Raw genomic sequence first — 17,468 nt, forward strand, 5'->3', positions numbered from 1 at the left:
ATGGAATTTGTCGCGCTCACTGTCCCGCTGCTCATCGCGCTGATCCTCGTTGCGCTGGCATTCGATTTTCTCAACGGGTTGCACGACGCCGCCAATTCGATCGCAACGATCGTGTCCACGCGCGTCTTGCGGCCGCAATATGCTGTTGCTTGGGCTGCCTTCTTCAATTTCATCGCCTTCCTGTTTTTCGGTCTGCACGTTGCGCAGACGGTCGGCACGGGCATTGTGTCGGCGAGTGTCGTCGATCCCAGTGTAATCTTTGCGGCGCTGACCGGGGCGATCTCCTGGAATGTCATCACCTGGCTGTTTGGGTTGCCGTCAAGTTCCTCGCATGCGCTGATCGGCGGCTTGGTGGGCGGGGGCCTTGCCAAAGCGGGAATTGCGTCGATTGTCTGGTGGGGTCTGGCGAAGACAAGCGTGGCGATCGTTTTGTCGCCGTTCACGGGCTTTGTTCTTGCCTTGCTGCTGACGTTGTTCGTGTCATGGCTTTTTGTCCGCGCCACGCCTTACAAGGTCGACATCATCTTTCGGTATCTGCAATTCGTCTCCGCCTCGCTCTATTCGCTGGGTCATGGCGGCAACGACGCGCAAAAGACGATGGGAATCATCGCTGCTCTGCTGTTCTCGCAGGGTTATCTGGGCGCCGAATTCTATGTGCCGTTCTGGGTGGTGATCACCTGCCAGGCGGCGATGGGGCTCGGCACCCTGTTAGGCGGATGGCGGATCGTCCGCACCATGGGCTCGAAGATCACCCGGCTGACGCCGGTGCAGGGCTTTTGCGCGGAAACCGGGGGCGCCATCACGCTGTTCGCAGCGACTTATCTTGGAATTCCCGTCTCGACCACGCACACGATCACCGGGGCGATCATCGGCGTCGGCGCGGCCCGCAAGGTCTCAGCCGTCCGCTGGGGCATTGCCGGCAACATCGTCATCGCCTGGATCATCACCATCCCGGCAACCGCGCTGATCTCGGCCCTGACCTATCTGCTCATCGAATTCTTCAGTTGATCGCAGGCCTGCTGACGATTTCCGGCATGGCCGAAATCTGCACCGTCTGTGCTAGACTTCAATTCAAACTTGCTCATGCCTCATCCCCGCGAATTTATTTTTGGTCCGTGGCGCGCCGTGTCTGTGCTCGGCGTCACGCAGATTCTGGCTTGGGGAATCCTGTTTTATCCACCGGTTTTGACCATGCCGCTGATCGCCGCCGAGCGCGGCTGGTCGCTCGCTTTCGCGATGGCCGGCTTTTCCCTGGCTCTGCTGGTGTCCGGATTTGTGGCGCCGACAATCGGTGGACTGATCGATCGCTTCGGCGGTCATGTGGTCATGGCGGCCGGATCACTCGTGGGCGCGTCGGGTCTCGTGCTGTTGGTGCATGCCAGCAATCCTGTCCTCTACATGGCGGTCTGGGTCCTGCTGGGCGTTGCCATCTCCGCCAACCTCTACGATCCCGCTTTTGCGACCCTGGGCCGTATTTTCGGCGTGGCCGCGCGCCGGCCGATCACGGCCCTTACCTTCGCCGGCGGTTTTGCGTCGACGGTGAGCTGGCCGGCGACACAGATGCTTTTGAGCATGACGGACTGGCGCACGACCTATCTGGCCTATGCCGGCGTGCTGGCATTCGTCGCCGCTCCGCTGCACGCATTTCTGCTGCCGCGCAGCCGCGTGGCGGCGGTGCCCGCCGCCGCGGACAAGGCGGCGCCGCCAAAAGCCGTGTTGCCATCCGACGGGATAGCGTTCGTGCTGGTTGCGGCAGGCTTCGCAATCTACGCCTTTGTGCCGTCCGGCCTCGCGGCTCATCTGCTCGCGATGTTCGGACGCGCCGGCATTGATGCATCAACGGCGGTCCTGATCGGCGCGCTCTTTGGCCCTGCGCAGGTCGCAGCGCGTCTGTGTGAATTTATCTTTGCCGGCAACAAGCATCCGCTCGCGGTCGCGCGCTTCGCGCTCACGCTTCTGGTTGCGAGCTTTGGGCTTGCGGCGCTTTTCGGCTTTTCCGTTCCCGTCGCTATTGCGTTTGCCGTGATGTTCGGTGCGGCGAATGGCCTGATGACGATCGCACGAGGCGCTGTTCCGCTCGCACTCTTTGGCTCGGCCGGATATGGTCGCGTGCTCGGGCGGATTGCGAAACCGTTTCAGATCATGCAGGCGATTGCGCCGGTCATCCTGGCATTTGTGATCGAACGCGGATCAGATCTTTGGGGGCTGGCTTTGACGGCGGCCTGCGCATTGGTCGCCTTGGCCTGCCTCCTTGCCATTCGACGGCCCGGCAACGGCAAGTCGGAGTGACAGCGTCAGTGAAAGAGCTTGTCGATCTCTGCCTGTGACGTGTGACCCGCATCGCCATCGAGCTTTGGGCCGCTGAGCAGCCCTTCGGAGCTGACCGAGGATGACTGTACGGCTTCAGAGTTGAAGCGCTCGATCACGCTCCAGATTTCCGTCATCCGCGCCAGATGATCCTCGACCATGTTCAGGGTCGCCACGACCTTGCTGATGCGTTGACCGGTCAGATCCTGAAAATTGCAGGCCTCGAAAATTCCGGTCACGCGATCCTGGATGTCCTGCGCCAGATCCTTCTCGTAGTTGTTTTTCAGCAGCGCGGACAGGTTTCTTGCTGCTTCATCGATAAATTCGGCGGATTTGAGAATCTGGTTGGTGGCCTGTTCCGTGCCGTCGATCACGGCTTCAAGCTCGCTGGTCACGCGGGTGATGCGGCTGTCGTCAAATCCCTGTTCCTGCAGCGTGACGATTTCTTCCTTGGTCTGCTTGATCGCTTCGCCAATGACGTCGAGCTCGATTTTCAGCTTGCGCGCTTCCGATACCGGAATCTGCATCGCAGGTTCCGCAGGCTGATCGCTCTTCCCCAGCCGGGCAATCTCGGTGCGCAACGCTTTCAGCTCTTCAAGAATCTCGGCATTGGCCACGGTGGCGCTTTCAGCGGAATGGCTTTCAGGCGACGCAGCGCCCATCAATTCTTCGATACGGAATACCTTGCGCTGTTCTGCCATGGCCGACCCTGCGGTTGTTCTTGCATCGGATTTTGCTGGTGTTCTAGCGCAAACGGCTTAATGCGCGGTTCATCGGCCGGACCATACGGCTTTGCACCTCATTAACCATGCTGCGCAGCTCTTCACTGAAAATAAACGCTAACCCAACGTAAACCGCGCCGAGCATGCGGCAATCCGGCGTCAGGTCGTCAGCCTTTACCAATCAGATGAGTTTTTACCATGTACTCGGCTGCGAAGCGGAGAGTGTGTTTAGCGCTCTTCGTCGGCGGTCTAGTGAAGAGTACGTCGATGCAGCGAATGATGAGTCTGGCGCTCCTGGTGAGCGCGCTTGGCCTGTCGGTGGCGATGGCCCAGCCTATGCCAATTTCACCAACGTCCAGCATGCAGGCGCCGGCGCCGCAGATGGTGCCTGTGCGCTACGGAACCGAACCCGATCTCGGCGGCGGCTTTATCGAATTTCTGTTTGGCGGCGGCAATCAGGATCGCGCGCCGCGCTACCAGCAGGCGCCGGCCTATCAGCAGACGGCGCCCGGCTATGGATCGGTGAGCCGTGAGCCGAATGGCTATCCGCATTATCAGGGCTATCAGAACGAGCCGCTGTTGCAGCCTGCACCGCCCGCAATGTACGTGCATCGCGGCCCCGCAGCAGCGGAGCCCGCGCAGCCCACGATCGATCCGCGCTTCCTCAAACAGGTTGTTCCTTATAACGGCAACGAAAAGCCGGGCACGATTATCGTCGATACGCCGAGCAAGTATCTCTACCTCGTGCAGCCGGATGGCAAGGCTTTGCGCTACGGCATCGGTGTTGGCCGTCCGGGTTTCACCTGGTCGGGTGTGAAAACAGTCTCGCAGAAGCGCGAATGGCCAGACTGGCGTCCACCGGAAGAAATGCTGAAGCGCCGCCCTGATCTGCCGACCTATATGGCCGGCGGCCCGAATAATCCGCTCGGCGCCCGCGCGCTTTATCTCGGCTCCTCGCTGTATCGCATTCATGGCTCCAATGAACCCTGGACGATCGGTCAGTCGGTTTCGTCCGGCTGCATCCGCATGCGCAACGAGGATGTGATCGATCTTTTTGAGCGGGTGAAAGTGGGCACCAAGGTCGTGGTGATCTAAAAATCACTCACCCGCGCAAAGGCCGCCAGGCGAATGGTGGCCTTTTGCGCTTTACTTGAATCCGCTCAACCGAAATCGCTGTCGCCGATATCGAAATCCATATCGGCATCTTCGTCGTCGAAATCGGCTGCTGCTGAATCGAAAGCCTGCTGATCGTTTTGGGCATCCGCGCGCTCGGCGTTGCGGCCGACATCGCTCACGCCGGCGTCTCGGGCGAGATCGCTGGAAGACGCCTTGTCGCTTCCCCAAGGGGATGCACTGTCAGACGAGCTGTCGGCGAGACCCTGACGCGACCCGCCTGTTATCGAGCGGATGCTGTCGAGCAGAAGCGAGCCGCCGATCACGCCGGCGGCTGCGGCCGCCGCAGTGCCCAGAAACGAACCCCCTTGCTGCGGCGCCTGTTGCTGCACCGGCGATTCCGGTCGTGCGTTGCCAAAACCGGGCGGCACTCCCATCGGCGCCTCTTGCGGACGGACCCGCGGCACGGATCCACGCGGCGCTTCCTTGCCGAACAAGGCATCGCGCATGCTGTCGAGGAAACCGCCCTGCGCTTCGCCGCCGGCTTCCAGCTCCCGGATGCGGGCATCGGCCTTGCGCAAGGCTTCATCCTGCACCAGGACGGTTTGCACGAGCGCATAGACCGCGTTCGGCGCCTGTTGCAGGCTCTGGCCGATCAGCGCTTCAGCGTCCCGATCGCGCGGCCGGCTTTCCAGGCTGGCAAGCTTGTCGAACAGCTCAGTGACACGCTGGGCTTCCTGCGGTGTCATCGGATGTCTCCTTTAGTCCCGTGAGGACAGACGCGCATGTAGGTAGGCGCGAACGGCTGGCCAGAGGGCTACGCCAATTTGCGTGCTAAATGATGGCGAGCGTCACGCCTTTGGCGCTCAGGACGCCTGGAAAAGCCTCGCCCACGAAATATTTGTACTCCGCTTCGCGCAGCGTGGTGAGCGGGTCGAGTCGCTGCAACTCCTCGTCCACGTGGCCGGGATGGCACATGACAACGCTGCCGCTGGGCAGGCCCTCGAGAAAGGCCGGGAAGAGTGCCGCGAAATCGGGCTTGGCATCAAAATCATAGGTGCCGGCAAAGGCCGGGTTGACCTTCACATTGAGCTTCTTCGCGCGTTTGCGAAAGGTGCGGCTGAGATGGTCAAGCAACCATGCTTTGCGGTCCTTTGCGCCCGCAACTCCCGGGAACCGCCCACATTGGCGTATCCAGGCATTCGGCACGCGATCCCTGGCTACATTCAGCACGGCGTCTCGCACTTGTGGAAATAAATGCACGTGCTGATGGCCGTCGATGAAATCCGGCAAGCGACCAAACGCCGCTTCAAACGCCTTGATCTGGGCGGCGACCTCGACGGCGATTCTTTCCGGCCTCAGCATGCGCAACATTGCCGCGCGCAAGGTCGATGTCAGCGGCAGGAACACGCCCTTGTGCAGCGGAGCAAAGCCCTCGCTCAGCGGCTTGAACGGCCCCGTCAGCGTGACATGCAGACCGATCGCCACCCGCTGCGTTCCGGCGTTCAGAATGGCGAGCGAAAGCGCTTCCGAGCGTTTAAAAGTCGGAGCCACAACCATGACCGACGTCGCGTTGAGGCGCCCTTGCAGCACCAGATCGCGAATGGCGGCGTTGACCGAAGGTGAGATGCCGTAATCGTCGGCGCACAGCCAGATCCGCCGCAGGTTTGAATCGGCCGGCGCGGCGGTAGGCGGTGCAACCATTATTTCGCCGGACACGGCTCAACCCCAACTTGTCGCCATCGTCATTTCAAGCCTGCATTGTCGCTTTGTCGCGACTTTGCGACCTGCGGTTCATCCTGATCGGCGGATTTGATGATATGCTCGGCGATGAAATAGACCGGCCGCGCCTTCTGCTCGGACAGGATCTTGCCGACATATTCGCCGAGGATTCCGATCATGATGAGTTGGACGCCGCCAAGGACCATGACGCCGACAATCACCGACGGATAGCCGGGCACCGATTTTCCATAGACCAGCGTCTCGTAGAGAATCATCGCGCCGAACAAGAGCGCAACGGTCGCCATCGCCATCCCAAGCAAACTGGCGAAGCGCAGCGGAGCAACCGAGAACGACGTCAGACCTTCGATTGACAGACCGATCAACGAGGCAAAATTCCAGCTTGTTTGCCCGTGTGCGCGTTCTTCGGGTTCGTAGTCGACCCGCAATTGCCTGAAGCCGATCCAGCTTGCGAGCCCCTTGAAGAAACGATTGCGCTCCGGCATCTGCCGCAAGGCATTGGCGGCGCGCGGCGACAGCAAGCGGAAATCGCCGGCATCCTCCGGTATCTTGTGACGTGCGCGCCAGTTGATCAGCGAATAGAATGTTTTCACGCCGAGCCGCCGCAGGAAAGGTTCTGACTCGCGATGCGCCTTGGCCGTATAGACCACGTCATAGCCATCCTCGAGCCAATGCCCGACAAGCGTATCGATCAATGTCGGCGGATGCTGTCCGTCGCCGTCCATGAACAAGACAGCTTCATTGCGCGCATGCTGCAGGCCGGCCATCAGGGCGGCTTCCTTGCCGAAATTGCGTGACAGGGAAATGACCTGCACGTCGAGCGACCGGGCAGGGAGTGAGCGGGCCACCTCGTAGGTCGTGTCCTTCGAACCGTCATCGATGTAAATGACTTCGCATTGTAATCCGCGCTTGCGAAACAAAGCCTGTGCTGCGGCGCTCAACTGCGCGTGGAATTGCAGCAGACCTTTCGCTTCGTTGAAGCAGGGCACGACAATAGACAGCCGCGTGCCGCCAGCACGTGTGGCCTTCTTCGCTCGTGGTTGCCGGCCGCCGGCCGCCGTCATGATCTCTCCTCATTCCCCTCCCGATGGGCTCGATCTATAGCCTACCCGTCCGGCGCTGTCCCGCGGCGAGGCGCCCGAGACCTGGTCCTGAGGAGTCGGCGTCAATGAAGAGAGGGCTGGCGTGCGGGCCGGAACATGTTAACGAAGCCACGATGACAGATGCACCCCGGTCCTCCCGCGCTTTTGCCCGCGTCTTTGCGCCCTTCAGGCAACAGGCCATGATGCTGAAAGCCGTCAGCTTTGCGTCGATCGGCGTGGTCAACGCTGCGGTGAACTACCTTATTTTCTGGCTCGTGCTGCGCCTGCTGGGCGCTGTACCCGCCCTGGCGGGCTCCGTCCAGTCGGTTGCTGCTTTTTGCGGCTGCGCATCGGCGGAGAATACGGGGATCATCATTGCCAATGTGATCGCCTGGTCGATCGCGGTCTCAGGCTCCTATGTCATGAACTCGCTGATCACCTTCGCGGCCGAATCCGGCCGCAAACTGACCTGGCGTGCTTATGCAACCTTCGCCGTTTCCGGCGTGCTCGGCCTGATCGCCGACACCACGACGCTGCTGATTGCGAAGGAGTTTCTGCCGATCATGCTGGCGAAGCTGGTCGCCATTGGTGCCGGCTTCGTGGTCAATTTCTCGATGTCGCATTTCGTGGTGTTCCGGCCGCGCGGGACGAAAACCAGAGAATCGACCGAGAGCTAAAGTCCCGCTTTCAGTTTCTCGAACAGCGGATTCTCGAGCGAGAAAACATAATCGATATCCGCTACGGAAATTGCCGAAGCGCCTTTCTCGCGCAGGAAGTCGGCGAGCGCATAGACCTGGTCCGGCGGACAATGCAGTGTGACCATTCCTGACGAGGTCGGGCCGCCGAAGGGCGAGGACACGCCGAACTTTTCTTTGGCCGTGGCCAGCACGGTGTCATCGCAGCCTTTGAAACGAGTGCGCACCTCCCGCACCGCGCGCGCACGGTCGTGTGCAGCAATGCGGTCGAGAACGCGGCGGACTGTGGGTAATTGACCATTGCTCCAATCCGCATTGCGCGAGGCGACCAGGTTGGCCTGCGAACGCAGCATGGTGCCGTCCTCGACCACCTTCAGGCCATTGGCGGCGAGCGTGGCGCCAGTCGTGGTGATGTCGACGATCAATTCGGCCGATCCGGCGGCAGGTGCGCCTTCGGTGGCGCCGAGGCTTTCCACGATGCGATAATCGGCGATGCCATGCGCGGCGAAGAATGCGCGCGTCAGGTTCACATACTTGGTCGCCACTCGCATCTTGGTGCCGCGGCGCAGACGGAATGCGGTTGCGACATCGTCGAGATCGGCCATGTTGCGCACATCGATCCAGGCCTGCGGAACCGCTACCACCACATTGGCGAACCCGAAGCCCAGCCCCTGCAGCAGGATGACGCGATCTTCCGGCTTCGGCATCATTTCGCGGACGAGATCCTCGCCGGTGATTCCGAGATGCGCGCTGCCTTGCGCCAGCGACGAGGTGATCTCGGAGGCGGAGAGATAGGCGATCTCGACACTCTCGAAATTGGCGATGGCGCCGCGATAATCACGGACGCCGCGTGGCTTCACCAGCATCATGCCGGCGCGCGCGAAGAATGCTTCGGCATTCTCCTGCAGGCGGCCTTTCGCCGGAACAGCGATGACGAGCGGTGCGCTCATGCCCGGCCTCTGCACGCCGTCAGGCGCCCGACCCACGCGCCAAGGCCCACAGCCGGAATCTGGGTCTTGCTCCCGAGCCGTGTCAGCAGATCGTCGTAACGTCCGCCGGTGACGAGCGGCGGCTCCACGCGCCCGGCAGGATCATGCAGTCTGAATTCAAAGCCGGTGTAATAGTCGAAACCGATGCTGAATGCGGTCGCGAAACGGATCGAGGAGACTTCAATCCCGCGCGCGGCGATGAAACCGGCCCGACTTTCGAACAGATCGAGCGCAGAAGCGATATCGACCTTGGCGTCGGCCGCAAGCGCGCGCAGATCGGCCGCGGCTTCGTCCGGGTCGCCGGCAATAGCCAGGAATCGTTCGATCAGGATGCGGGTTTCCTGTGGCAGTGAGGCGGAAGCGCCGAGTGCGGCCTGTTCCAGGAACCGGTCGGCGATCTCGCCCACCGATCGCCCGCCGACTGCCGTGATGCCGGCGATGGAGAGAAGATCGGTGACCAGCGCATGCGCGGCTTTCGGATCGGAGCCTGCGAGCGCGGCAAGCACGCCCTGATATTCAGGCCGTTTGTTCATGGCTCCGAGCGTCAGACGATCAAGATCCTGCGCGAGCGAGGTCTTGCGGTTGAAATCCTTGATCAGCCGCCGCTTCCAGGCCGGAGCGAGATCGAGGGCGCCGACCAGCGCGGAGAACAGCCCGACGTCGCCCATGCGGATATCCGGCCTGGCAAGGCCATGTTGCGCCGTAGCCTCAAGGCCGAGCGACAGTATTTCGGCATCGGCTGCGGCGGTGTCGCGCCGGCCGAACGATTCGATGCCGATCTGCAGCAATTCGCCGGGCCCGTTTTCAAGCTGTCGGAAGATCGGACCGAGATAACAGAAATTGGCGGGCGCGCCGGCGGTTGCGGAGGCGAGATAATCGCGCGACACGGCGATGGTGAAGTCCGGGCGAAGGCAGTATTCGCGTCCCTCCGCGTCGGAAGTCAGATAGATGCTCTTGCGGATGTCCTCGCCTGACAAATCGAGAAACGGCTCGGCCGGTTGCAGGATGGCAGGGGCGACGCGACCATAGCCGGCCCGCTCATAGGTGGAGACGAGCATCTCCGCCTGCGGGTCGTGTCTGGTGTCGAATGTGGCCGTTTGGGGCATGCGCTCGCGCTACGTCGATTTCCGTCAAATCGGGGGCCGTTTAGCACGGCTTCTTTAAGGATTCGACGATGTTTCGGCCGGTGGTCTCGATCTACGCGCGGATATCCGTTCGGCCGCCTCGTAACGTTAACGCTCGGCAAAGGCCTGTTAACGCGGTGGAAAGTCGGGAACTCACGGAAAGATAAGGATTTCCGGGCAGGCTCGGGGCGCAATCCGGAGTGAGGGCTCATGCCGCAACCTGTGTCGCCCAGCACTGTGCAGGCCTTCTATCAGGCCTACGCGACGCGCGATGCCGAGCGCCTCGCACCACTCATCGCCGATGACGTGAAATGGACGATCATCGGGCCGTCGCAGATTCTGCCGTTTTGCGGCGAGCACCATGGCAAGCCGGCGGTGCTAAAATTGTTTACAGGTGAATTCGCCGCGACCATCCAGTTTCGCAGCATCGAGCCCGAGGTGCTCTTGGTCGACGGCGATCTCGCTGCAACCTATCTCAAGCTGTCCGGCTACCTGCACCGGACTGGACGCGTCATCACCTATCATTGCGGACAATTCGTCCGCTTCAGGGATGGGAAAGTCGTCTGCTTCCGCTCCATCATTGACAGTTTCGACGCGGCCGAACAGGTACTCGGACATCACATTGATCCGATGCATGAGCCGGCTCAACACGCGATCAATACTGAAACGGCCATTGTCGAGGTCTGAGCAATGGCCATCTCCCGCGATTATGTCCTGGATTTCGTCAGGGCCCGCGAGAATTGCGACGCGGAAAGACTAGCGGCATTTCTCGATGACGATGTGGATTGGCTGCTATCGGGCCCGGTTGATTTCCTGCCGCATTGCGGGCACCGCAAGGGCAAGGCGGCCGTCATCGACATGGTCTGCCGGATCGCAACCGATACCTTCGAAACCCGAAATTTCGAGATGAAGCATCTGCTGGTTCAGGGCGACTATGCCGCGACGCTCAGCCGCTTTCATGCAACGCAAGCCATCACCAAGCGCACCATCAGCTATAGTGGCGCTCACTTCATGCGCTTTCGTAACGACAAGCTGCTCTGGTTTCGAGGACTGATCGACAGCCTGAGCGCGACCGAGCAAGTCGTGGGGCACGAATTAAATCTCGATTACACTCCAGAACTTATTTCCATCGCGCCGGACGGCGAGCTGGTTGAAATCTGAATTGCCCCTTTTCTGTTGCTTTCCGAGCGCCGATGGCTGCACGCACTGGCGCCGCGTGGCGCAGCGTGAAATGTTGTAGCATCGCCTTCAAGGAGACTTGCATGCATCACCGTTTGTTTCTTCTTGCTCTGAGTGTCTGCACCGCCGCCCCAACCATGGCCGCCGAAATGCCGCCGCGCAAGCCGGGTCTGTGGGAAATGCGCATGAGCATGGACGGCGTGAAGATGCCGCCGCAACTGGCGCAGCATTGCATCGATGCCGAGACCGACAAGCTGATGAGCGACATGGGCAACGGCATGCAGAAGGAGATGTGCGAGAAGCACGAGATGAGCAAGAACGGCGACACGCTAGTCGTCGATTCGGTCTGCAATATCGGCGGCGTGAACACGACGACCCGTGCGGAAATCACCGGCGATTTCAACAGCGCTTACACGGTGAAGGTTCATTCTAGGCGCGCAGATTCTCCGGCGGCGAAAAAGATGCCGGGACCGGCCGAGATGAACATGACCATCGCGGCGAATTGGACCGGCGAATGCAAGAAGGGCCAGAAGCCGGGCGACATGATCATGCCGGGCGGCGTGAAGCTGAATGTCCGCGACATGCAGAAGATGCAGGCAGGGCAGGGGACGCCGGCTGCAACGCAGAAGAAGCCGTAGCAGTTATTGGTCATCGCCGGGCTTGACCCGACGATCCATCCTTTTTGCGAACATGATGGATGCGCGGGTCGAGCCCACGCATGACGATGTGTCTACTTCACCCCGTGCCGCGCGAGCACCTCGCGCACGGCCTCGACCAGCTTCTCTTCCTTCACCGCGAACTGCGCCGGCCGCGTTTCGCGCCATTCCTGGTTCGAGGCGATGGCGGCTGCGGCTTTCGCACCCTCAATCAGGTCCTTGATCTGCACCTCGCCTTTCGCCTTTTCGTCACCGCCCTGGATGATGGCGCAGGGTGAGTTGCGGCGGTCGGCGTATTTCAGCTGATTGCCGAAATTCTTCGGGTTGCCGAGATAGAGCTCGGCGCGAATGCCAGCATTGCGCAGCGTCGCCACCATCTTCTGGTAGTCGGCAATGCGGTCGCGGTCGAACACGGTGACAACCACGGGGCCGTGCTCGGCCTTGGAGTCCAGCTTGCCGATCAGCGTCAGCGCCGCCTGCAGGCGCGAGACGCCGATGGAAAAACCGGTTGCCGGTACCGGTTCGCCGCGGAAGCGCGACACGAGCCCGTCATAGCGCCCACCGCCGCCAACAGAACCGAAACGCACCGGCCGGCCTTTCTCGTCCTTCGTTTCGATCAGCAGCTCAACTTCGTAGACGGGTCCGGTATAATATTCGAGGCCGCGCACGACATCAGGAGCGATACGAATTCGTTTCGAGCCGTACCCGGCTGCGCGCCCAACGGCGATAATTTGTCGAAGTTCAGAAATCGCTTCGCGACCTGTCGTCGATCTTTCAAACAACTGGTTCCAATGATCGAGAAGTCGTTCGTTATCGAAATAGACTCGCTTTCCGTCGAGCGCCGGATTGGCGAGATGCAGGCTGCTTGCATCGATCCAATCATTATCATCGCGCAATTCGTCGGAGTCTTTGCTAGGTAAGGAGTAGATAGTGTTTTGCGCTGGGGTGACGAATCTCAGCAAGGCGTCGATCACGAGGGGGAGCAATCCTGCGCCCTTGGTAAAATCGCCACTCTCGTCTTTTCGACCTTCGCCAAGCAGGGCTCGGACCCCGTCGTCGCCAATCCGATCACGCTTATCGATCGCGCGAAGAATAGTGAGGCGCCTCGCTGCGTTCTCATCGCCGGTAATCCCCATCTCTTCCATTATGCCATCAAGAATCTTGCGGCTATTCACCTTTACGACATATTCGCCGCGCTCGAACCCAAGCCGCTCCATCGTATCCGCAGCCATCATGCAGATTTCAGCGTCAGCGGCGGGCGAGGCAGAGCCGACCGTATCGGCATCGAACTGCATGAATTGCCGGAAGCGGCCAGGTCCTGGCTTTTCATTACGGAACACCCAGCCGAAGCGATAGCTGCGATAGGGCTTCGGCAGGGTATCGAAATTCTCCGCCACATAACGGGCGAGTGGGGCGGTGAGATCGTAGCGCAGCGACAGCCACTGCTCGTCGTCGTCTTGGAACGAGAACACGCCTTCGTTCGGCCGGTCCTGGTCGGGCAGGAACTTGCCGAGCGCGTCGGTATATTCGATCGCCGGCGTCTCCACCGGCTCGAAGCCGTAAAGCTCGTAGACCTCGCGAATAGTGTCGGTCATGCGTCGCGTGGCCGCGATCTCGGCCGGTCCGCGGTCGGACAGGCCGCGCGGCAGCCGCGCTTTCAGCTTCTGGGGCTTCGCCATTATCGTCTAAAGTCCATGGTAGGGATTGGCGCGGTGGTAGCAGCCGGGCCATATAGCGGCAAGCACCCTGCCCGAACATGAGGAGCGCAGCATGTCCCGCGCGTCGACCCAGACCGTCGCCACGGCCATCCCCAACGATCTCGAAAGCTTCTGGATGCCGTTCACGGCCAACCGCGCTTTCAAGGGCCGGCCGCGCATGGTCGCCCGCGCCAAGGACATGCACTATTACACGCCCGAAGGCCGCGCAGTCCTCGACAGCGCCGCCGGGCTTTGGTGCACCAATGCCGGGCACAACCGCGACCCGATCGTGCACGCAATCCAGCAGCAGGCCGCCGAGCTCGATTTCGCGCCGACCTTCCAGTTCGGCCATCCGCGCGCCTTCGAACTGGCGAGCCGTATTGCCGCGCTTGCGCCGGGCGATCTCGACCATGTGTTCTTCTGTAATTCCGGCTCGGAGGCGGCCGACACCGCGCTCAAGATCGCGCTCGCCTACTGGAATGCGAAGGGGCAGGCGCAACGGGTGCGTTTGATCGGGCGCGAACGCGGCTATCATGGCGTCGGCTTTGGCGGCATGGCAGTCGGCGGGCTTGGCAACAACCGCAAGCAGTTCGGCGCGCTGCTGGCCGCCGTCGATCATCTGCCGCACACTTACAGCCGCGAGCAGCAGGCCTTCTCGAGAGGCGAGCCGGAATGGGGTGCGCATCTCGCCGACGATCTCGAACGCCTTGTCGCGCTGCACAGCGATTCGACGATCGCCGCCGTGATCGTTGAGCCGATGGCGGGCTCGACTGCTGTGCTTCCAGCGCCCAAGGGATATCTGCAGCGGCTGCGCGCGATCTGCGACAAATACGGCATCCTCCTCATCTTCGACGAGGTGATCACCGGCTTCGGTCGTCTCGGCCATGCCTTCGCCGCGGAACGCTATGGCGTTGTTCCGGACATGATTACGTTTGCCAAGGGCGTGACCTCCGGATCGGCGCCGATGGGCGGCGTGATCGTGCGCAAGGGAATCCACGACGCTTTCATGAACGGACCTGAGCATGTCGTCGAACTGTTCCACGGCTACACCTATTCGGCGCATCCGATTGCCGTCGCAGCCGGGCTGGCGACGCTGGAACTGTATCGTCAGGAAAAACTGTTCGAGCGTGCGAAGAAGCTCGAGCCGGTCTGGTACGATGCGGCCATGAGTCTGAAAGGCTTGCCGAACGTGCTCGACATCCGCTGCGTAGGATTGACGGTCGGCATCGATCTCGCGTCCAAGCCCGATGCTGTCGGCAAGCGCGGATATGAGGCGATGGAGCGCGGCTTCCATGATGAGAGCATCATGTTCCGCATTGTCGGCGATGCGATTGCCGCCTCGCCACCGCTGATCGTGAGCGAAGCTCAGATCGGCGAGATTTTTGAGAAGATCGGGAAGGTCATTAAATCGCTGAGTTAGAATTTCCGTCATGCCCCGACTTGTACCGGGCATCCAAGCCTTGCGTGACCCTATCAAAGACGTGGATGGCAGGGACAAGCCCGACCATGACGATTCAATAGCTCACTCCGCCGGCTGCTTCAGCGGCGTGATCGTGCCGCGTTCGCGGTCGGCTTCCGTCTCGGCGATGATGTAGGTCGGCCGTCCGCGCGCTTCGCGCAGGATGCGGCCGATATATTCGCCGATGATGCCGAGCACCAGCAATTGCGCGGCGCCGAGAATAGCGAGGGTTGCCATCATTGACGTCCAGCCGGTCACCGTCCCTTCCACGAAGAAATAACTGGCGACCGTATAGACAAGTAGCAGAAATCCCATTGCCGCCAGACCGAGCGCGAGCCAGATGGCAAGCCGAAGCGGGCGCACGCTGTGCGCGGCGATACCTGTGACGGCGAGATCGATCATGCGCTTCAGCGTGTACTTGCTGTCGCCATGGATGCGGGCGCCGCGCGAGAAGGCGATCGAGGTCATCGGGAACCCAAGCCATCGCACCAGCGCGCGCAGGAAGACATCCTGATCCTGCAATCCGTTGACAGTGTCGACGACCGAGCGGTCGAGCAGCATGAAATCGGCGCTTCCGGGCTCAATGCTGACGTCTCCGATGGCGTCCAGCACGCGATAATAGAGTCGCGAGGTGATTCGTTTGAGCGCCGGCAAATCGGCTTCGCCATCGTCGCGGCGGGTTACAACAATCTTCGCGCCTTCGCGCCAGGCTGCGAGCAGTTGGGGAATGAGTTCCGGCGGATGCTCGAAGTCGCAATCCATCAGGATGACTGCGCGCCCGCGCGCATGCCGCAAGCCTGCGCGCAACGCGGCCTGGTGGCCGAAATTGCGGGTGAAGGAGAGATAGCGGACGGATGGCTCTGTGGCCGCCGCCGTGCGGATTGCGGCGAGCGTGCCGTCGCCCGATCCGTCATCGACAAAGATGATTTCGCAGCGGCCGAACGGTCGCAGCAACTCGGCCAGCGCCGTGGCCATGGGACCGATATTGCCAGCCTCGTTGTGGGCGGGCAGTACGACCGAGATGTCCGGAAAGTTCGGCATCACCTATCCATGCGCGCGCTCGGCCATTGACGGCAGCGGGCTTGCGGGGCACTCATCGCCTCGCGCAACAAGGCAAATCTTGGCCCATAAGCCAAGCGCATTCAACGGGGAGGGTTTATGGGGGCAATCGGGGCAAAAACCGCCGATTTGCTGACTGCCACGATTGACGTCGCGCGCCGACAGCCCGGCCGGGTGCTGGCGGCTGTGCTGGCCGCTCATCTGGTCATCTGGACCCTGCTGCCGATCCCGCTGAGCCCCAATCTGCAACTTGACCTCGCCGAGGCGCTGGCCTTGGGCAAGGAATGGCAGATCGGCTACTGGAAGCATCCGCCGCTGCCGTGGTGGGCGGCCGATCTCATCTATCAGATCACCGGCACGATCTATTCGGTCTATCTGCTCGGCCCGCTCGCCGTCGTGATCTGTATGCTCGGCGTCTATTTCCTCGCCCGCGATATCGTCGGGCCGGTCCAGGCGCTGATCCCTGTCCTCGCGCTGGAAGGAATCCACTATTACAATTTTTCCGCGGTGAAATTCGCGCATGACCAGATGCAATTGCCGATCTGGGCCTGGGCCGGATTTTTCCTGTATCGCGCGCTGGTGCGCGGGCAGGCGCTGTATTGGATCGGCGCCGGCGCAATGGTGGCGCTGGCCTTCTGGACCAAATATTCCGCATTCGTTTTCGGACTGAGCCTTGCGCTTTTCCTGCTGCTCGATCCGAGCGCGCGCCGCGCGTGGCGCACACCCGGGCCGTATCTGATGGCGCTGGCTTTCGGCGTGGTGATCGCGCCGCATGTCGCCTGGCTTCTGGATCATCTAACGCAAAGCCCACTCATCTACGCTGAACTGCGCGCGCGCCAGGCGGAGCGTTGGTATCAATTCATCACGTTTCCGCTGCGCTGGATCGGCGGGCAGTTTTTCTTCGTGCTGCCGGCGCTGGTGATGCTGGGATTCGCTTACGGACCGCGACCGATTGTTCAACAGGCGGACGGCGCGCTCGCCTTCGCACGACGCTATGTGACGATGCTTGCTTTCGGTCCGTTCCTCATCGTCACCATGGCTTCGATTCTGGGCGGCCGATTGGCCGTCTTGCTGTGGGGCTATCCGCTCTGGTCGTTTTTGCCCTTGGCGGCGACGGTCTGGTTCGGTCCGGTTGTGGATACGGCGCGGCTGAAAGCTTTCGCGGCGGCTTGTGCCGTGATCTTTGTGGCGATGCCGGTCTTGTACTGGGCGGTTCCGGTCATTGAGCCGCTGTTCCGGGAACGGACCATGGCCATTCATTTTCCGGGACGGATGGCGGCAGATATCCTCACCAGAACCTGGCACGAGAAGACCGGATCCCCGCTCGTTTACGTGACGGGTGACGAGCATGCGGCCAACAGCATCGCGGTTTATTCGCCTGATCGACCCCATGTGATCGTTTACGGAATTCTGCAAGGTCCATCGGCCCGGAGCCCTTGGGCGCAGCTTGCCGACGTCAAGCGACGCGGAGCATTGGTGGTCTGGGAGGAGGGGGCCGGCGGTGAGTCGTTTTTTCCGGCATGGCGGGCAAATTTGCCGGGCTTCGACGAGAACGCGTCGTCGGTCCTCGAACTTCCGCTGCTCTCACGCCACCCAAGGATCATCCGGCTGCGCTATGTGATGATCCCGCCTCGGGAATAATGCTG

Annotated in this window: 17 protein-coding genes; 9 read left to right on the forward strand and 8 right to left on the reverse strand. The window is 61.4% G+C overall.

All coding sequences use genetic code 11. The annotated features are described in order from the left end of the window. Positions 1-1,008 (forward strand): anion permease, encoded by a 1,008-nt coding sequence (locus RO009_12185; protein MDT3685785.1) that lies wholly within the window; start codon positions 1-3, stop codon positions 1,006-1,008. Between the two features lie 117 nt (positions 1,009-1,125). Continuing rightward, the gene (locus RO009_12190; protein ID MDT3685786.1) at positions 1,126-2,289 is read left to right on the forward strand and encodes an MFS transporter; all 1,164 of its coding nucleotides are present in this window, start codon (positions 1,126-1,128) and stop codon (positions 2,287-2,289) included. A 5-nt stretch (positions 2,290-2,294) separates the two neighbouring features. On the opposite strand, the gene RO009_12195 is transcribed toward RO009_12190, so the two are convergent. Next, positions 2,295-3,008, reverse strand: coding sequence for a protein phosphatase CheZ (locus tag RO009_12195; GenBank protein ID MDT3685787.1), 714 nt, complete (start codon positions 3,006-3,008; stop codon positions 2,295-2,297). A 288-nt stretch (positions 3,009-3,296) separates the two neighbouring features. Here RO009_12195 and RO009_12200 point away from each other — a divergent pair, with 288 nt between their 5' ends. Further along, positions 3,297-4,124, forward strand: a complete 828-nt coding sequence (locus RO009_12200) for a L,D-transpeptidase (GenBank protein MDT3685788.1) — start codon at positions 3,297-3,299, stop codon at positions 4,122-4,124. 65 nt (positions 4,125-4,189) lie between these two features. Here the strand turns inward: RO009_12200 and RO009_12205 are convergent, their stop codons facing one another. From RO009_12205 to RO009_12215, 3 genes are all read right to left on the reverse strand, one after another. After that, positions 4,190-4,891, reverse strand: a complete 702-nt coding sequence (locus RO009_12205) for a DUF2076 domain-containing protein (protein ID MDT3685789.1) — start codon at positions 4,889-4,891, stop codon at positions 4,190-4,192. An 85-nt stretch (positions 4,892-4,976) separates the two neighbouring features. Continuing rightward, the gene (locus tag RO009_12210) at positions 4,977-5,846 is read right to left on the reverse strand and encodes a ChbG/HpnK family deacetylase (GenBank protein ID MDT3685790.1); all 870 of its coding nucleotides are present in this window, start codon (positions 5,844-5,846) and stop codon (positions 4,977-4,979) included. 41 nt (positions 5,847-5,887) lie between these two features. Beyond that, the gene (locus tag RO009_12215) at positions 5,888-6,946 is read right to left on the reverse strand and encodes a glycosyltransferase family 2 protein (protein MDT3685791.1); all 1,059 of its coding nucleotides are present in this window, start codon (positions 6,944-6,946) and stop codon (positions 5,888-5,890) included. A gap of 152 nt (positions 6,947-7,098) precedes the next feature. Between RO009_12215 and RO009_12220 the strand changes: the two genes are divergently transcribed. Then, positions 7,099-7,641: a GtrA family protein gene (locus RO009_12220; protein ID MDT3685792.1), complete on the forward strand. Its 543-nt coding sequence runs from the start codon at positions 7,099-7,101 to the stop codon at positions 7,639-7,641. Here the strand turns inward: RO009_12220 and hisG are convergent. Next, on the reverse strand, positions 7,638-8,609 hold the full coding sequence (gene hisG / locus RO009_12225) for an ATP phosphoribosyltransferase (protein ID MDT3685793.1): 972 nt from the start codon (positions 8,607-8,609) through the stop codon (positions 7,638-7,640). The two genes, RO009_12220 and hisG, sit on opposite strands and share 4 nt — an antisense overlap. After that, positions 8,606-9,754: an ATP phosphoribosyltransferase regulatory subunit gene (locus tag RO009_12230; GenBank protein ID MDT3685794.1), complete on the reverse strand. Its 1,149-nt coding sequence runs from the start codon at positions 9,752-9,754 to the stop codon at positions 8,606-8,608. Before RO009_12230 ends, hisG begins: the two co-directional genes overlap by 4 nt. A 228-nt stretch (positions 9,755-9,982) precedes the next feature. Here RO009_12230 and RO009_12235 point away from each other — a divergent pair, with 228 nt between their 5' ends. From RO009_12235 to RO009_12245, 3 genes are all read left to right on the forward strand, one after another. Continuing rightward, a complete protein-coding gene (locus RO009_12235; GenBank protein ID MDT3685795.1) occupies positions 9,983-10,459 on the forward strand; it encodes a nuclear transport factor 2 family protein in 477 nt (158 codons plus the stop codon). 3 nt (positions 10,460-10,462) lie between these two features. Then, a complete protein-coding gene (locus RO009_12240) occupies positions 10,463-10,933 on the forward strand; it encodes a nuclear transport factor 2 family protein (GenBank protein ID MDT3685796.1) in 471 nt (156 codons plus the stop codon). Positions 10,934-11,034: 101 nt separating this feature from the next. Continuing rightward, complete coding sequence (locus tag RO009_12245) at positions 11,035-11,589, forward strand: DUF3617 family protein (GenBank protein MDT3685797.1); 555 nt, start codon at positions 11,035-11,037, stop codon at positions 11,587-11,589. Positions 11,590-11,681: 92 nt separating this feature from the next. Here RO009_12245 and hisS read toward each other — a convergent pair whose 3' ends face one another. Then, positions 11,682-13,286, reverse strand: a complete 1,605-nt coding sequence (hisS, locus tag RO009_12250) for a histidine--tRNA ligase (GenBank protein MDT3685798.1) — start codon at positions 13,284-13,286, stop codon at positions 11,682-11,684. Between the two features lie 91 nt (positions 13,287-13,377). On the opposite strand from hisS, the gene RO009_12255 reads away from it, so the two are divergent. Beyond that, the gene (locus tag RO009_12255) at positions 13,378-14,724 is read left to right on the forward strand and encodes an aspartate aminotransferase family protein (protein MDT3685799.1); all 1,347 of its coding nucleotides are present in this window, start codon (positions 13,378-13,380) and stop codon (positions 14,722-14,724) included. Positions 14,725-14,826: 102 nt separating this feature from the next. Here the strand turns inward: RO009_12255 and RO009_12260 are convergent, their stop codons facing one another. Beyond that, entirely contained in the window at positions 14,827-15,804 is a 978-nt protein-coding gene (locus RO009_12260) for a glycosyltransferase family 2 protein (GenBank protein MDT3685800.1), read from the reverse strand. A gap of 117 nt (positions 15,805-15,921) precedes the next feature. On the opposite strand from RO009_12260, the gene RO009_12265 reads away from it, so the two are divergent. After that, positions 15,922-17,463, forward strand: a complete 1,542-nt coding sequence (locus RO009_12265; protein ID MDT3685801.1) for a glycosyltransferase family 39 protein — start codon at positions 15,922-15,924, stop codon at positions 17,461-17,463. Positions 17,464-17,468 lie beyond the last annotated feature (5 nt).

The sequence above is a fragment of the Pseudorhodoplanes sp. genome, assembly GCA_032027085.1.
Classification (GTDB): Bacteria; Pseudomonadota; Alphaproteobacteria; order Rhizobiales; family Xanthobacteraceae; genus Pseudorhodoplanes.

Coding starts and splice junctions, on each gene's coding strand:
- RO009_12230 (MDT3685794.1), bottom strand. CDS start 9,754: ATGCCCCAAACGGCCACATTCGACACCAGACACGACCCGCAGGCGGAG.
- RO009_12210 (MDT3685790.1), bottom strand. CDS start 5,846: ATGGTTGCACCGCCTACCGCCGCGCCGGCCGATTCAAACCTGCGGCGG.
- RO009_12185 (MDT3685785.1), top strand. CDS start 1: ATGGAATTTGTCGCGCTCACTGTCCCGCTGCTCATCGCGCTGATCCTC.
- hisS (MDT3685798.1), bottom strand. CDS start 13,286: ATGGCGAAGCCCCAGAAGCTGAAAGCGCGGCTGCCGCGCGGCCTGTCC.
- RO009_12240 (MDT3685796.1), top strand. CDS start 10,463: ATGGCCATCTCCCGCGATTATGTCCTGGATTTCGTCAGGGCCCGCGAG.
- RO009_12235 (MDT3685795.1), top strand. CDS start 9,983: ATGCCGCAACCTGTGTCGCCCAGCACTGTGCAGGCCTTCTATCAGGCC.
- RO009_12195 (MDT3685787.1), bottom strand. CDS start 3,008: ATGGCAGAACAGCGCAAGGTATTCCGTATCGAAGAATTGATGGGCGCT.
- RO009_12265 (MDT3685801.1), top strand. CDS start 15,922: ATGGGGGCAATCGGGGCAAAAACCGCCGATTTGCTGACTGCCACGATT.
- RO009_12220 (MDT3685792.1), top strand. CDS start 7,099: ATGACAGATGCACCCCGGTCCTCCCGCGCTTTTGCCCGCGTCTTTGCG.
- RO009_12260 (MDT3685800.1), bottom strand. CDS start 15,804: ATGCCGAACTTTCCGGACATCTCGGTCGTACTGCCCGCCCACAACGAG.
- RO009_12200 (MDT3685788.1), top strand. CDS start 3,297: ATGCAGCGAATGATGAGTCTGGCGCTCCTGGTGAGCGCGCTTGGCCTG.
- RO009_12245 (MDT3685797.1), top strand. CDS start 11,035: ATGCATCACCGTTTGTTTCTTCTTGCTCTGAGTGTCTGCACCGCCGCC.
- RO009_12215 (MDT3685791.1), bottom strand. CDS start 6,946: ATGACGGCGGCCGGCGGCCGGCAACCACGAGCGAAGAAGGCCACACGT.
- RO009_12255 (MDT3685799.1), top strand. CDS start 13,378: ATGTCCCGCGCGTCGACCCAGACCGTCGCCACGGCCATCCCCAACGAT.
- hisG (MDT3685793.1), bottom strand. CDS start 8,609: ATGAGCGCACCGCTCGTCATCGCTGTTCCGGCGAAAGGCCGCCTGCAG.
- RO009_12205 (MDT3685789.1), bottom strand. CDS start 4,891: ATGACACCGCAGGAAGCCCAGCGTGTCACTGAGCTGTTCGACAAGCTT.